Source organism: Methylomarinum vadi, assembly GCF_000733935.1.
In the GTDB taxonomy this organism is placed as follows: Bacteria; Pseudomonadota; Gammaproteobacteria; order Methylococcales; family Methylomonadaceae; genus Methylomarinum; species Methylomarinum vadi.
In genome coordinates, this window is the sequence record NZ_JPON01000001.1 from 2,812,768 (window position 1) to 2,826,906 (window position 14,139).

A 14,139-nucleotide genomic window follows, 5' to 3' on the forward strand; every position below is an offset into this window, starting at 1 on the left:
CGAATTTTAGAAGTTTGAGACTATGAATATGACGACAGAACAAACTCGTACCCACGTACTCGATATCAGTTCACTGACCCGTGGCGGTAAGAGGCAAGCTGGACCGGTGGAAACTTGTTTGCAAGTGCAGAACCTGAATTTATTTTACGGTGAGAAACAAGCGCTGCATGGCATCAATATGGATATTCCCCGCGGCAAGGTGACCGCCTATATCGGCCCAAGCGGTTGCGGTAAATCGACGCTATTGCGCAGCATCAATCGGATGAACGACCTGGTCGATGGTGTCAGGATCGACGGAAAAATTCTGCTCGACGGCGAGGATATCTACGATAAATCGGTCAACGTGGCCGATTTGCGCCGGCGCGTGGGCATGGTGTTCCAGAAACCGAATCCCTTTCCTAAATCGGTATACGAAAACGTCGCTTATGGTCTCAGGATCCAAGGCATCAATGACCGCCGTACGCTGGATGAAACGGTGGAACGCTCGCTACGCGGCGCCGCGTTGTGGGACGAAGTCAAGGACCGTTTGAACGATAATGCCTTGGGCATGTCGGGCGGCCAGCAGCAACGCTTGGTCATCGCGCGAGCCATCGCCATCGAGCCGGAAGTGATTCTGCTCGATGAGCCGGCTTCGGCCTTGGACCCGATCTCGACACTGAAGATCGAGGAATTGATCAATGAGTTGAAACAGCAATACACTATCGTCATCGTTACGCATAATATGCAGCAGGCGGCGCGAGTGTCCGATTACACGGCATTCATGTACATGGGAGAATTGATCGAATTCGGCGAAACCAGCGAATTGTTCACTAACCCGAAGAAAAGACAAACAGAAGATTACATTACCGGCAGATACGGCTAAGGGGGCGCGACTATGGATACCAAAAAAATAGGGCATCATATTTCCCGAAAGTTCAACGAGGAAATGGAAGACATCCGCAATAAGGTCCTGACCATGGGCGGGCTGGTGGAACAGCAAATCGATCTGGCGGCCAAGTCCTTCATGAACTGCGACTTGGAATTGGCCGAGAAGGTGATACAACAGGACGAGATGGTCAATAACCTGGAAATGGATATCGACCAGGAATGCACCGAAATTCTGGCGAAACGGCAGCCTGCCGCGTTCGACCTGCGCATGTTGATCGCCACGATCAAATCGATTTCCGACCTGGAACGCATCGGCGACGAGGCAGCTCGGATCGCCAAGATGACGATTCGCCTGGAAAATACCGAATATTATCATGAGCAATATCATGAAATTCAGCACTTGCTGGAAATGGTCAAGGACATGTTGAACGGCGCGTTGGACTCCTTCGCCCGGTTGAGCGTCGACGACATCGCCAGCATTACCAGCCAGGACCAGAAAGTCGACCGCGAATATGCCAGCATCGTGCGCCAGTTGATCACGCGCATGATGGAAGATCCCCGCCATATCACCCGCACCTTGGATATTCTGTGGACCGCGCGAGCGCTGGAACGGATTGGCGATCATGCCTGTAATATTTGCGAGCACGTCATTTACATGGTCAAGGGCGAAGACGTGCGCCACATCAGCCAGGATGAGCTGGAAAAAGTGATGAGCCGTTAGGGTATTAGTACAAAATAATGTCCCGGAAAGCTCCATGTAATCTTATCCATGCCCCCGTGCTGAAGCATGGAGCCAAAAAGGGAAATTATTAACAATCGAGTCATTAGCTGTTCTCTTCGTATAAAATATGGAAGCTCCTGAGTATTGGGACTTCCGTTGTCATGACAGCGATTTTCATGTCGTACAAGGCGGGCGTGTGCGACATGGTCGAGACATGCCGAGCGATCGCGTCGGCCTGATCGCTCCAATTTCTTTCCGGCGGTGTTCTTTTGCCTTATTGTGGCGCATAATTTTATCTGTTATTTCACTACAGCGGAGATACGACATGGGAAGATATGATGAAGCGGAACCTAAACTTTCCCCGGCCATCCTGGCCGCCGGTATAGTTGTCATAATCGTCGCGGTCGTTGCTTGGATTTATGTCGGCAATGGGCAGGACGAACAGGTCGTCAGTGAATTGACATTGCCGTCGTCCGAGCCGGCGGAGTTAAGTGATCAGCAAATCTTAACCGATGACGAAACGTCGGAGGAAGAACCATTGGCGGAGTCCGAACCTGCGCAAGAAATATCGACCGAACCGCTGCCGCCGTTGGAACAGAGCGACGAATTGGTGCGTCGGGAAGTATTGGCGTTGTCGCCGGATTTCGTCGGACAAGTGCAAACAACGGAACTGATCCCAAAATACCTGCAAGTCATCAATGACTTTTCCCAGGGACAGCGTTTATATAAACACATAAGCTTTCTGCAACCGCCCAAGCCGTTCATCGCCGAACAAGACGGCCAAGGCTGGTATATGACGGAAAAAAGCTACCGTCGCTACGACCGCCTGGCGAAAGCCTTTGCCGAGCTAAATGTGGATAAAACCATCGAGGCTTACCGAAAATTGCGGCCGTTATTGCAGCAAGCTTATGAAGAATTCGGCTATCCCCAACAATATCAGCTGGAAGATCTGTTCAAAAAAGCGGCCGCGGAAATGATCGCCGCGCCGGTCGTCGAAGGCCGCGTGGCACTGATTAAACCGACCTTGCGTTACCATTTCGCCGATAAAAAACTGGAATCGCTCAGCCCGGTGCAAAAACAGATGTTGAGGATGGGGCCGGAGAACACTCGTATCATCCAGAAAAAACTGCGCGAACTGGTGCAGGAGTTGGTGCGCTTGCAGGCTGAATGAGGCATTTTCTTTGTCACGATCATGAAGAAGATTTTATTACACCAATAATGAAAGTGGCAGTTGAAGGTACGGTCATTCGCTTGGCAGGACGCCGATACCTGTTTGTCGAACAATCGCATCCCCTGATCATCGAGAACTTTCATAATCGCACATAACAATGAGGCGTTTTTGGTCTATTATTCGATGGAAAAATAGTGCCCGGTCTGAGAACAAGGAAAAAACGCGGAGCGGAATTCATGTTCAAGCAACTAATTCGTAGGCTGCGACCCGGCCAAGCCCCAACCATTCGTTTGCCTACCGAAGAAGATAAACTTCGCTTGGTGGAAATCTTCAACGCGGCGCGCCAGTCGGCCGGGTGTTTTAAATGGGTGCCGATCGGGTTGGCCGAGTTCAACCGCCAGACCCATGGCGAAGCCATCCATATCGCCGAAGTTGGCGGACACATTGCCGGTTTCGTATCGGTTTGGGAAAAGGAAGGATTTGTCCACCATCTCTATATTTGTCCCCGCTTTCAGGGCCGGGGTTAGGGCTCCGCTTTACTTAGAATGTGCGAATTGCAATACGGACGGCCGTTGTCGCTCAAGTGCATCTGCGCCAATGAACGGGCGCTCGGATTCTATCGCCGTCATGGCTGGGTTTCCAAACAGTGCGGCACAGGACCCGATGGGCCGTGGGAGCGGTTATGGCTGAAGAGTGGACGGCGAAATTAGCTGGATTGTCCCGTAATTAGTCGCAAGAGACTGAATTGGCCGATTTGACTGCGGCTCGTTGCAACACCGATTGCTTGACTGACGATTTAGCGTTTAAGATTAAAGCAGCGGTTAAGCAAAATGTGGGGTAATGGCATGGGCGATGCGATTCGAGTTGTGGTGCTTGGGACCGGGCAGATGGGGGCCGGCATCGCCCGCTTGCTTCTAACAAAGCCGGCTCTACAACTGGTCGGCGTATATGCCAGAAGAACCGAGCGCCAGGGCCTCGATTTAGGCATGGCGATTGGCTTGGATCGGGAGCTTGGCATCGCAATTACCACCGATCTAACCGAATTACTCGCGCAAACACGGCCGCAAATCGCGTTCCAGGCAACCTGTTCGACACTGCAAGATGCTTGGCAGGAGCTGGCCATGCTGATTGAACACGGCGTTGACGTTATTTCGATCGCCGAGGAAATGGCCTATCCTGCGGCGACTTCTCCGGTCAGGGCAGTGCAATTACAGCGGCTTGCCATCGAACACGGCGTTTCGCTGCTAGGCACCGGCGTCAATCCCGGTTTCGTGCTGGACTTATTGATCATCACGCTGACCGGCGTCTGCGCCGAGGTCGAGAAGATCACGGCCACGCGCGTCAACGATTTGTCTCCGTACGGCCCTACCGTATTGCGGGAACAAGGCGTCGGCCTGACGCCGCAGGATTTCGAACGAGGAGTCAATGAGGGCAACGTGGTTGGTCATGTCGGTTTCGAACAATCGCTGCAAATGATCGCGGCCGCGCTGGGCTGGCAGCTGGAGCGGATCGAACAAACGCGCGAGCCCATAATCTCGACAGTGATCAGGCAAACGCCTTTCGTTACGGTCGAGCCCGGCCAGGTGGCCGGTTGCCTGCATACAGCCACAGCCTATCGAAATGGCAAAGCCGTCATTCAGTTGATTCATCCGCAACAAATCCTTCCCCAACTGGAAGGCGTCGCAACCGGCGATCGTATCGAGATCAGAGGTTCTCCGAACATCAACCTGGCGGGAAGTCCCGAAATACCCGGGGGGCTGGCCACCCAGGCCTTGGCGGTCAACATGATTCCTCAAGTTGTGCAGGCCGCTCCCGGCCTCTATTGCATGGCCGACCTGCCGGTGCCGGCGGCGATGCCGGGCGGCGCCGGTTTCCGGAGTTTCAGGCACGCTACATCGGGAGAACAGGCATGAGCGAGCGAATCGAAGCGGGCGTCTGGGTCGAGATTCACGACATCGTTTTGGAAGCGGGAGAACGGGCGCCGCAGGTGCCGGAAGATACCGCGCGCATCCCGTTGGAGATGAGGGTCAAGGGTTTTTTGAGCGAACCCGCCGAATTGGGCGGGGAAGCCGAGATCGTCACCGCGGCCGGCCGTCGTCTGCGCGGCAAGTTGGTTGACGTCAATCCGGCCTATCGGCACGGCTTCGGCCCGCCGATTCCGGAACTGTCGACGATAGGGCGGGAGTTGCGCACCTTGCTGGGGCAACGGGAGATAAGCGATGACTAGTTATCAGGCCGTCATGGCGCAGCGTAACGAGATCATGCGTCAGTCGGTCGGCATCGATTATCGAAAATACGCGACCGGCGTGTTGGCCTTCGATTATGAAGCGCTTATGGCCGATACCGGTTACGATCTGGAGCGCGTCCGCCAAGTGCAGCAAAGAACCGCGGTCGGCGACACGCCGTTGGTGGAATTAAAAAATTTGACCCGGCTTTTGCGGCTGTTTTCCAAACCGGGATATGGTGCGCGGTTGTTCGTCAAGGACGAGGCGGCCAACCCTTCCGGCTCGTTCAAGGACAGGCGGGCCTCGCTGTCGGTGTTCGAGGCCAAGCGGCGCGGTTACCCTGGCGTGATCGCGGCGACCAGCGGCAACTACGGTGCGGCGATCGCGTCGCAGGCGGCCAAGGCCGGCTTGCGCTGCATCATCGTGCAGGAGGCCTTCGACAGCCGGGGCATCGCCCAGCCGGAAATCGCGGAGAAGACCCGTGCCTGCGAAGCCTACGGCGCCGAGGTCATGCGTCTGTCGGTCGGACCGGAGCTGTTCTACCAGTTTCTGAAGTTATTGAAAGAGACCGGTTATTTCAACGCCTCGTTGTACACGCCCTATTCGATCCAGGGCATTGAGACACTGGGTTACGAGCTGGCGCGGCAAGTGCGCGAACAAGAGCATGTTTATCCCGACGCGGTGGTCGTGACCCATGCCGGCGGCGGCAATCTGACCGGCACCGCGCGCGGCTTGCTCAAGGTCGGCGCGAACGAAACCGAGGTCATCGCCGCCAGCGTCGATCTGTCCGGCCTGCACATGGCCTCCGACCACGACTTCAACCGCAAGTCGTTCACGACCGGTCACACTGGTTTTTCGCTGCCGTTCACGACCTGGCCGGATAGGGCCGATGTGCCGCGCAATGCGGCCAGGGCCTTGCGTTACATGAACCGCTTCGTGACCGTGACCCAGGGCGAGGTGTTCTACATTACCCAGGCGTTGGCCGAGCTGGAAGGCCTGGAGCGTGGACCGGCAGGCAACACCTCGCTGGCCGCGGCCTTCGTTATTGCCCAGCAATTGCGGCAAGACCGGATCGTCGTCGTGCAGGAGACCGAATACACCGGCGCCGGCAAGCATCCGTTGGCCCAGTTGAATCTGGCCAAGCGCATGGGCATAGCCATCAGTCGCGGCGATCCCAAAACGTCGAAGCCCGGACAAAGCATCGTCATACCCGAAACTCCCGCGCAACTGGATGTCGTCGACGTCGACCTGCAGCGGGTGCGGCGCTCCTATCTGCAGCACGCCCTACAATCTGAGGATAAAGAAGCTAAACTGACGGAAGCCGATTACACCTTTCTGGCCGAGGAGACCCGGTTGGATATCACCAACGTAAAGGAGATCTGCGATGAGTTCATTGGACAGGCCCGATGACTTCGAGACCCGCCGCGAGCATTTGCGCGAGCTGTCGGACGAGGCGCTGCATGCCCGCTTTTGGCACTTGGTTCAGGGCATCGTCGAGCCGCTGGTCGAGGAAGCGCGCACTCACACCAGCCCCGGCATCGAGCGCTCGGTGCTATTGCGCATGGGTTTCACCAGCGCCGAGGCCAAGCAGCTGATCGACGGCATGCAGGAACAAGGTTTACTCGGCCACGGCGCGGGACATTTGCTGCTGCAGTTGGCCAAGCGCAACAACTTGACGGTGCGGGAAGCCGGCGAAGCCCTGTTGCAAGGCGACTATTGGGGGGAGTTGCAACCATGAAACTCGACCCGGACAACAAACTCGATATCCTCGAAGTGCTGCAAGACCTCGAACACTACCGGCCGCGGCGCAAGGGCTGGGTCTGGCGCAAGCACGTCCCCGAGCAACGCATCGGCCCGTTCGTCTACCAGGACAGTTCCGAAAATCTGAAAAACTCGGTGCCGCTGCCGGCCGCGGAATATTTTTCCGATATCGATCCCCAGTGCGACCTGATCATCACCACCGAAATCGCCTCCGGCCGCTTCGAGGACGATTTGCGCCGCATGCGCATGGCGGCCTGGCACGGCGCCGACCACATCATGGTGATCCGCACCACCGGCCAGTCCCATATCGACGGTCTGATCGAGGGCACGCCGGAAGGCGTCGGCGGCATTCCGATTTCGCGCAAGCAGATCCGGGCGTCGCGCAAGGCGCTCGACGCCATCGAGGACGAGGTCGGCCGGCCGATCAATTTCCATTCCTACGTCAGCGGCGTCGCCGGCCCCGAGATCGCCGTGCTGTTCGCCGAGGAGGGCGTCAACGGCGCGCACCAGGATCCGCAGTACAACGTGTTGTACCGCGACATCAACATGCACCGCTCCTTCGTCGACGCGGCCGAATCGAAAAAGATCATGGCCGATGCCGGCATTTTACAGCTCGACGGCGCGCACAACGCCAACGCCACCGCCAAGGAGGCGTGGAAGGTGACGCCGGAGCTGTTCGTGCAGCATGCCGTCAACACCGCCTATTCTATAGAAGCCGGCATGGACGCCGGACAGATCGCGCTGTCGACGGTGCCGCCGACAGCGCCGCCGGCGCCCAAGCTACGCCTGGACCTGCCCTATGCCGTCGCGCTACGGGAATTGTTCGAAGGTTACAAGTTCCGCGCCCAGCAGAACACCCGCTACATGGAGGCGGACACCCAAGAAACCACGGTGTCGCATGTGCTCGACACGCTGATCTCCCGGCTGACCGAGACCGATATTCAGAGCACGATTACGCCAGACGAGGGCCGCAACATCCCCTGGCATTACAATAACATTGCCGGCGTCAATACGGCCCGGCAGACGCTGATGGGCCTGGACGGCCTCGACCAACTGCTTGAAGTCAAGCAGGACGGACCATTTCGGGAGCAGGTGCGCGAGCTGAAGGAAAGAGCGTTATTGTTTCTTGAGGAAATCTTGGATGCCGGCGGCTATTACACGGCGGTCGAGGCCGGGCAATTCGTCGATTCCGGTTATTATCCCGAGCGCAAGGGCGACGGCATCGTGCGCGAGCCCGACGGCGGCGATTGCGCGAATACCGTCATTGCCCGCGAAGACGACTACGGCGCGCCGGTGTGCAGTCATTTCGGCCGTAACAGCTATGCCGACAAGGCTGGCAAACCCTGCGCCGATTACGGCGGCTGTACGCTGTGCGATCCCGCCAAGATTCGCTATATCGACGAGGTCGACGACGAAGACAACGTGCTGCAGCGGCTCAAACAGCCTCTGGCCGAACGGGAGCAGGGCTTGCTGCGTCCCGAGGTCGAGAAGCACGGCGACGGCGTCGTCTGCCTGACCTTGTTCATCCCGGACGAACCGCATACCGCCAAGCAGGCGGCGCTGGAGCTCGCCCTGCACATGGGACTGAACAATCCGGAAGTGATCAACCAGCGCATCATGCATCCGGCCGAAGGCAGCCTGTTCGAAATCAAGGGCACGGTCGACCTCTATATCGAAAAGCAGGCGCTGCCGGCGTACAGCCAGATCCGGCCATTAACGGATAACGAGATCGAAGCATGGGTGCGGCCGCGCGACATCCACATCGTCGCGGCGACGGTGGGCGAGGACGAGCACACCGTCGGCCTGCACGAGATCCTCGATATCAAGCACGGCGGCATCGAAAAATATGGTTTTCATTGCCATAACCTGGGCTCGTCGGTCTCCATCGAACAGGTGCTGGATAAAGCCGAAGAGACTGATGTTGGCGCGGTGTTGATCTCGGTCGTGATCACCCATGCCGATGTCCATAAGCAGCACATGCGCAATCTGGCCCGTCAGGCCAGCGAGCGCGGTTTAGCCGGCAAGGTGTTGTTGATTGCCGGCGGCCCCCGCATCGACGATAAGCTGGCGCGCGAATGCGGACTGGATGCCGGCTTCGGCCACGGCGCCACCGGCCGCGAGGTCGCCAGTTTCATGGTGCGCCGCTGGCGCGAACAAGCCGCCTAAACGATGGCTTATCCGTTGCTCGACATCGACCTGGACAAGATCGAACATAACGCCAGGGTCATCGTCGAGCTGTGTTCGGCGCACGGAATCCGGGTCAGCGGCGTGACCAAGGTCGTCTGCGGTCATCCGGCGGTAGCGGCGGCGATGCTGCGCGGCGGCGTCGCCGGCCTGGCCGATTCCAGGATCGAGAATATCCGCCGCATGCGCGCGGCCGGCATAGACACGACTTTCATGCTGCTGCGGCTGCCGGCGTTGTCGAGGGTCGACGAGGTCAGCGACTGCGTCGATATCAGTCTGAATTCCGAGCTCGAGACGTTGCAAGCCTTGTCGGCCTCGGCGTTGCGCCGCGGCAAGGTTCACGACATGATCCTGATGATCGATCTGGGCGATTTGCGAGAAGGCGTCTGGCCCGATCACGCCGTCGAGCGTGCCAAGGCCTTGGTGCCATTGCCCGGCATTCGCTTGCAAGGCATCGGCACCAACCTGGCCTGTTTCGGCGGCCTGATGCCGACTCATGCCAATATGCTGTCGTTGGTCGAGCTGGCCGGTGAAATCGAGCGGGCCTGCGAAATCGATCTCACATGGATCTCGGGCATCAATTCCAGCGGTCTGAATTTGCTGGTTGAGGAAGGAATGCCGGAGCGCGTCAACCACGCCCGCATCGGCGAGGCGATCTTGCTGGGGCGGGAAACGACCGAGCGAAGCCCCTGGCCGAATACCTATCAGGACGCCTTCATATTGCAAGCCGAAGTGATCGAGTTGAAGCGAAAGCCGTCGGCATTCGCCGGCGAGCATTGCGAGGACGCCTTCGGCGGCCATCCCCATTTTGTCGATCATGGCAACATCCTGCACGCCCTGGTCAACGTCGGCCGGCAGGATGTCGCCGTCGAAGGCATCACGCCGCAGGAAGCGTTGACTGTCATCGGCGCGTCCAGCGATTATCTGGGCCTCGACGTATCGGCGCTGGCCGGCCGCATCGAGATCGGCGATATCCTTTCTTTCAATCTCAATTACGCCGCGCTGTTGGCGGCGATGACGTCGGCCTATGTCGAAAAGCGTTGTGTCCGGGGCCGATTGTTCGACGACAGGGTCCTATATGCCTAGAACTGATGATCCTAGCCGCCTGACCAAGGTCTATCTGCATCTGGACCGTTTGGCCGACAACATGCGACTGCTTCAGCAACAGGCCGGCGGGCGGGAATTGTGGCCCTGTATCAAGGCCAATGCATACGGCCACGGCGCCGATATTATCGCCCGTCATCTTTACCGGCTCGGTTACACGACGTTTTGCGTCGCCGATGTCGGCGAGGCGATGGCGTTGCTCGATGCCGGTGTGGACGCGACCTTCATCGTGCTGTCGGCGATGCTGACGGAACATATTCCGGCCCTGGTTAAGTACGGCTGCGAACCGGTGCTGTGCACGCACGAATTGGTCGACGCGTTGGCCGAAGAGGCCGAACGCCGCGGCAAACGCATCGCCGTGCATATCAAGGTCGATTCCGGCATGGGACGGATCGGCATCAGGCCCGAACAATTGCCCGAATTCGTGTCCCATTGCCGCGCTCGGCCGTCGTTGCGGTTGCGCGGCATCATGAGCCATTTCGCCTGCGCCGACGAGGAGGACAAGGCTTTCTCTTATCGCCAAATCGAGAATTTCAATAACGCCCTCGCTCAAACGCAATGCGATAGTCTGGTGATCAGGCACATGGCCAATAGCGCGGCGATCTTCGATCTGCCCAAGGCCGGTTTCGACGCGTGCCGGCCGGGCATATCGATCTATGGCTTGCGCCCTTCCCACGACATCCTCAATCCCGCCGTGAATCATCTGAAGCCGGTGTTGGAATGGAAAACCCGGATCGTGTATCTGAAGGAGGTTGCCTCTGACTTCGGCCTCAGTTACGGCCGCACATTTATCACGGACAAGCCGTCGTTGATCGCGACGGTTCCGCTCGGCTACGGCGACGGTTTTAGCCGTCGCCTGTCCAATAACGTCGACTTGCTGATCGGAGGCCAGCGATGCCCGCAGGTCGGCCGCATCACGATGGACATGAGCCTGGTCGACGTGACCGAACTACGCGGAACCGTCAACATCGGCGACGAAGCGGTCATCATCGGCGAGCAGAACGGCCTGGAAATCGGCGCCGACGAGTTGGCGGCAAAACTCGGCACGATCAATTACGAAATCGTCACCGCCATCTCCCAGCGCTCGCCGCGAATCGTCGTGTAGGAGCGCCGCCCCGGCGCGAACAGCAATGTTATTAATGATTTTGATCACTATGAAGATCATGAAGGCCATGAAGCGACTTTCAACCGGATCGATGAATCATGTAGGGTGCTGCTGAACGCAGTGAAGCGCACCAAGCCTCTAGGCAATCCAAACGTTTGCTGTTAGATTCAACTTATCACGGATAGTGTGATTAGAATCCAAACGGGAGGCGGCCATGCCATTCAACTTACGTAAACGCAATTTTCTGAAACTGCTCGACTTCAGCGCCGAGGAAATTACCTATCTGATCGATCTTGCCGCGCGGTTGAAGGCGGACAAGGCGGCAGGCAACGAACAACAAAGGCTCAAGGGCAAGAACATCGTGTTGATCTTCGAGAAGGATTCGACCCGCACCCGCAGCGCCTTCGAGGTCGCGGCCCACGACCAGGGCGCCCTTGTGACTTATATCGGCCCGACCGGTTCGCAGATCGGCGTCAAGGAGTCGATGCGCGATACCGCGCGGGTATTGGCGCGCATGTTTGACGGCATCGAATACCGCGGCTTCGATCAAGCGACCGTCGAAGAATTGGGAAAACACGGCGTGCCGGTCTGGAACGGTCTGACCGACCAGTATCATCCGACCCAGGTGTTGGCCGATTTGCTGACAATGAAGGAACATTGCGAAAAGGAGCTGGCCGAGATCGGCTTCTGCTTCATCGGCGACGGCCGCGGCAACATGGCGACATCGCTGATGGTGGGCGCGGCGATTTTAGGCATGGACTTCCGTCTGGCGGCGCCGGCCGAATTGCAGCCGAACTCGGATTTGCTGGCCAAATGCCGGGAATTGGCCGAACGCCGCGGCGCGCATTTGTCGATCGGCGACGACAAGGAAGCCGCGGTTAAAGGCGTCGATTACATCTATACCGATGTCTGGGTGTCGATGGGGGAACCGGAGGCGGTCTGGGCGGAACGGATACGCTTGCTGGGGTCTTATCAGGTTGATCGGCGGCTGATGCAAGCCACGGGCAATGCCGACGTCAAATTCATGCATTGCCTGCCGGCTTTCCACAACCGGGAGACCAAGGTCGGCGAGGAAATCTTTCAGAAGTTCGGCCTGGACGGTATCGAAGTCAGCGAAGAGGTGTTCGAATCGCCGGCCTCGATCGTGTTCGACCAGGCGGCCAACCGCATGCATACGATCAAGGCGGTGTTGGTCGCGACGCTGGGCGATTGAGATGCGAATCGTCGTCGCCTTGGGCGGCAATGCGCTGCTGCGCCGCGGCGAGGCATTGAGCGCCGCCAATCAACGCCATAATGTACGCATCGCGGCGCAGGCCATCGAGCCGTTGGCGCGTGAACACGACCTGATCATCACTCACGGCAACGGCCCGCAGGTCGGCTTGCTGGCCTTGCAGGGCGCTGCTTATAAAGAAGACGAAGCCTATCCGTTGGATATACTCGATGCCGAAACCGAGGGCATGGTCGGCTATTTGATCGAGCAGGAGCTGAGCGCTTTGTTGCCGCCGCAACGTCAGTGCGCGACCTTGCTGACCCAGATCGAAGTGGATGCCGAGGATGCCGGTTTCGAGCATCCGACCAAGCCGATCGGACCGTTTTATCCGCTGGAACAGGCCGACAAGTTGGTGCGTGAGCGGGGCTGGAGCATCGTCCGCGACGGACCGCATTGCCGCCGCGTCGTCCCGTCCCCGAAACCGCAACGCATCCTGGAATTGGGCGTCATAGAATTGCTGCTGCAGCAGCATGTCGTCACGATCTGCGCCGGTGGCGGAGGCATTCCGGTCGTGCGGCGGCAAGATGGAAGCCTGGAAGGCGTCGAGGCGGTCATCGACAAGGACCTGGCCAGCTCGCTGCTGGCGCGGGAACTGCGAGCCGATGCGCTGTTGCTGTTGACCGATGTCGATGCCGTTTATACGGATTGGCCTTGCGAACAAGGCAAAGCCATCAAACGCATCTCGCCCGAAGCCTTGCGCCGCTTTTCCTTCGCCCCCGGTTCGATGGGGCCGAAAGTCGAGGCCGCCTGCCGCTTCGTCGAGCAGACCGGCGCCATCGCCGGCATCGGCAGGTTACAGGATGCGGGCAAAATTCTGATTGGCGAAGCAGGGACAATGATAGGCAGGGATGCGGAGGAAATTGAGTATTGGGAAAGCCGTTGATAGTGAGCTGCTTTTGCCAAATGATTGGGACAATTTCGCAAATTCCGAAACCGTCATCCGATTGAAGCATCGAATTTGTCGGGCATAAAAAGCATGCCCGACCTACGAGGATCGATAACATGATGGAATCGCGCTTAATTATCCATCATAAGGTTTAAACCACCGGCTTTAGCCGGTCAGCTTTAGCTGCGATAATTTGCCCAAGGAGGTGGCGATGGACTATAGATACGGCAGCCATACGGTTTACCAAATTGAGTATCATTTTGTTTGGGTTACGAAGTATCGTTATAAAGTGCTGAAGGATGAAATAGCCGAACGAGTGAGAGACTTGGTGCGGCAGACATGCGAAGCCTTTGAGATACGGATTATCAAAGGTGTCGTGAGCAAAGATCATGTGCACATTTTGGTGAGTGCGCCGCCGACTATGGCCCCAAGCGAAATCATGAGGCGAATCAAGGGACGAACTTCGAGCTATCTGTTCGAAGAGTTCCCGCACTTGAAAAAGCGATATTGGGGTCGACATTTTTGAGCCCGCGGTTATTTTTGCGCCACAGTGGGGCAAATGACTGATGAGATGATAAAGCAATATTTGGAGCATCACTTTGAACCTAATCCAAACGATAATTTCAAGATGGAGCCCGACTAAGACGCGTCGTTTAGTCGACGCGTATCCGGACTTTCAGTCCGTTATTGGAACCCACCCGCTTGAGCGGGTGGTTGTTTAGTCAAGCAATCCTCAGCACCATAAATCCAGGTATCTTGCCGTTTTTCAATTCCACTAAAATCTGTAGGTTGGGCTGAATGAAATGAAGCCCAACGAGGACACCGTCGAGAAATGTTGGACTTCG

At 57.6% G+C, this 14,139-nt stretch carries 13 protein-coding genes and 1 pseudogene; all 14 read left to right on the forward strand.

Annotated features, from left to right (window positions below; genetic code table 11):
* Positions 1 to 28: 28 nt before the first annotated feature.
* The 14 genes and pseudogenes from pstB to tnpA all read left to right on the forward strand — a co-directional run bounded on the left by pstB (position 29) and on the right by tnpA (position 13,937).
* Positions 29 to 862: a phosphate ABC transporter ATP-binding protein PstB gene (gene pstB, locus EP25_RS0113960; RefSeq protein WP_031434466.1), complete on the forward strand. Its 834-nt coding sequence runs from the start codon at positions 29 to 31 to the stop codon at positions 860 to 862.
* Positions 863 to 874: 12 nt separating this feature from the next.
* The gene (gene phoU / locus EP25_RS0113965; RefSeq protein ID WP_031434467.1) at positions 875 to 1,588 is read left to right on the forward strand and encodes a phosphate signaling complex protein PhoU; all 714 of its coding nucleotides are present in this window, start codon (positions 875 to 877) and stop codon (positions 1,586 to 1,588) included.
* 325 nt (positions 1,589 to 1,913) lie between these two features.
* Positions 1,914 to 2,759 carry a DUF3014 domain-containing protein gene (locus tag EP25_RS22030; RefSeq protein ID WP_036300619.1) on the forward strand — a complete coding sequence of 282 codons (846 nt, stop codon included), beginning with the start codon at positions 1,914 to 1,916 and terminating at the stop codon, positions 2,757 to 2,759.
* Positions 2,760 to 2,995: 236 nt separating this feature from the next.
* A complete protein-coding gene (locus EP25_RS22035) occupies positions 2,996 to 3,286 on the forward strand; it encodes a GNAT family N-acetyltransferase (RefSeq protein WP_152555650.1) in 291 nt (96 codons plus the stop codon).
* A gap of 318 nt (positions 3,287 to 3,604) precedes the next feature.
* Positions 3,605 to 4,672, forward strand: coding sequence for a 2,4-diaminopentanoate dehydrogenase (ord, locus tag EP25_RS0113985; RefSeq protein WP_051907021.1), 1,068 nt, complete (start codon positions 3,605 to 3,607; stop codon positions 4,670 to 4,672).
* Positions 4,669 to 4,986, forward strand: coding sequence for a 2-amino-4-oxopentanoate thiolase subunit OrtA (ortA, locus tag EP25_RS0113990; protein WP_031434470.1), 318 nt, complete (start codon positions 4,669 to 4,671; stop codon positions 4,984 to 4,986). Before ord ends, ortA begins: the two co-directional genes overlap by 4 nt.
* Positions 4,979 to 6,394 carry a 2-amino-4-oxopentanoate thiolase subunit OrtB gene (gene ortB / locus EP25_RS0113995; protein WP_031434471.1) on the forward strand — a complete coding sequence of 472 codons (1,416 nt, stop codon included), beginning with the start codon at positions 4,979 to 4,981 and terminating at the stop codon, positions 6,392 to 6,394. Before ortA ends, ortB begins: the two co-directional genes overlap by 8 nt.
* The gene (locus tag EP25_RS0114000) at positions 6,369 to 6,722 is read left to right on the forward strand and encodes an ornithine aminomutase subunit alpha (protein ID WP_031434472.1); all 354 of its coding nucleotides are present in this window, start codon (positions 6,369 to 6,371) and stop codon (positions 6,720 to 6,722) included. Before ortB ends, EP25_RS0114000 begins: the two co-directional genes overlap by 26 nt.
* A complete protein-coding gene (gene oraE / locus EP25_RS0114005) occupies positions 6,719 to 8,911 on the forward strand; it encodes a D-ornithine 4,5-aminomutase subunit OraE (protein ID WP_031434473.1) in 2,193 nt (730 codons plus the stop codon). The genes EP25_RS0114000 and oraE overlap by 4 nt, the downstream gene beginning before the upstream one ends.
* A gap of 3 nt (positions 8,912 to 8,914) precedes the next feature.
* A complete protein-coding gene (locus EP25_RS0114010; protein WP_036300621.1) occupies positions 8,915 to 10,015 on the forward strand; it encodes an alanine/ornithine racemase family PLP-dependent enzyme in 1,101 nt (366 codons plus the stop codon).
* Entirely contained in the window at positions 10,008 to 11,138 is a 1,131-nt protein-coding gene (gene alr / locus EP25_RS0114015; RefSeq protein WP_051906695.1) for an alanine racemase, read from the forward strand. Before EP25_RS0114010 ends, alr begins: the two co-directional genes overlap by 8 nt.
* A gap of 214 nt (positions 11,139 to 11,352) precedes the next feature.
* Complete coding sequence (argF, locus tag EP25_RS0114020; protein ID WP_031434476.1) at positions 11,353 to 12,351, forward strand: ornithine carbamoyltransferase; 999 nt, start codon at positions 11,353 to 11,355, stop codon at positions 12,349 to 12,351.
* Position 12,352: 1 nt separating this feature from the next.
* On the forward strand, positions 12,353 to 13,291 hold the full coding sequence (gene arcC, locus EP25_RS0114025; protein ID WP_031434477.1) for a carbamate kinase: 939 nt from the start codon (positions 12,353 to 12,355) through the stop codon (positions 13,289 to 13,291).
* Between the two features lie 214 nt (positions 13,292 to 13,505).
* A pseudogene (gene tnpA / locus EP25_RS0114030) lies at positions 13,506 to 13,937 on the forward strand (IS200/IS605 family transposase).
* Positions 13,938 to 14,139 lie beyond the last annotated feature (202 nt).

Bases quoted from the DNA above. Each gene is read 5' to 3' on its own strand.
- pstB (WP_031434466.1), top strand. From the start codon at position 29: ATGACGACAGAACAAACTCGTACCCACGTACTCGATATCAGTTCACTG.
- EP25_RS22035 (WP_152555650.1), top strand. From the start codon at position 2,996: ATGTTCAAGCAACTAATTCGTAGGCTGCGACCCGGCCAAGCCCCAACC.
- EP25_RS0114000 (WP_031434472.1), top strand. From the start codon at position 6,369: ATGAGTTCATTGGACAGGCCCGATGACTTCGAGACCCGCCGCGAGCAT.
- ortB (WP_031434471.1), top strand. From the start codon at position 4,979: ATGACTAGTTATCAGGCCGTCATGGCGCAGCGTAACGAGATCATGCGT.
- oraE (WP_031434473.1), top strand. From the start codon at position 6,719: ATGAAACTCGACCCGGACAACAAACTCGATATCCTCGAAGTGCTGCAA.
- ord (WP_051907021.1), top strand. From the start codon at position 3,605: ATGGGCGATGCGATTCGAGTTGTGGTGCTTGGGACCGGGCAGATGGGG.
- phoU (WP_031434467.1), top strand. From the start codon at position 875: ATGGATACCAAAAAAATAGGGCATCATATTTCCCGAAAGTTCAACGAG.
- EP25_RS0114010 (WP_036300621.1), top strand. From the start codon at position 8,915: ATGGCTTATCCGTTGCTCGACATCGACCTGGACAAGATCGAACATAAC.
- arcC (WP_031434477.1), top strand. From the start codon at position 12,353: ATGCGAATCGTCGTCGCCTTGGGCGGCAATGCGCTGCTGCGCCGCGGC.
- ortA (WP_031434470.1), top strand. From the start codon at position 4,669: ATGAGCGAGCGAATCGAAGCGGGCGTCTGGGTCGAGATTCACGACATC.
- argF (WP_031434476.1), top strand. From the start codon at position 11,353: ATGCCATTCAACTTACGTAAACGCAATTTTCTGAAACTGCTCGACTTC.
- EP25_RS22030 (WP_036300619.1), top strand. From the start codon at position 1,914: ATGGGAAGATATGATGAAGCGGAACCTAAACTTTCCCCGGCCATCCTG.
- alr (WP_051906695.1), top strand. From the start codon at position 10,008: ATGCCTAGAACTGATGATCCTAGCCGCCTGACCAAGGTCTATCTGCAT.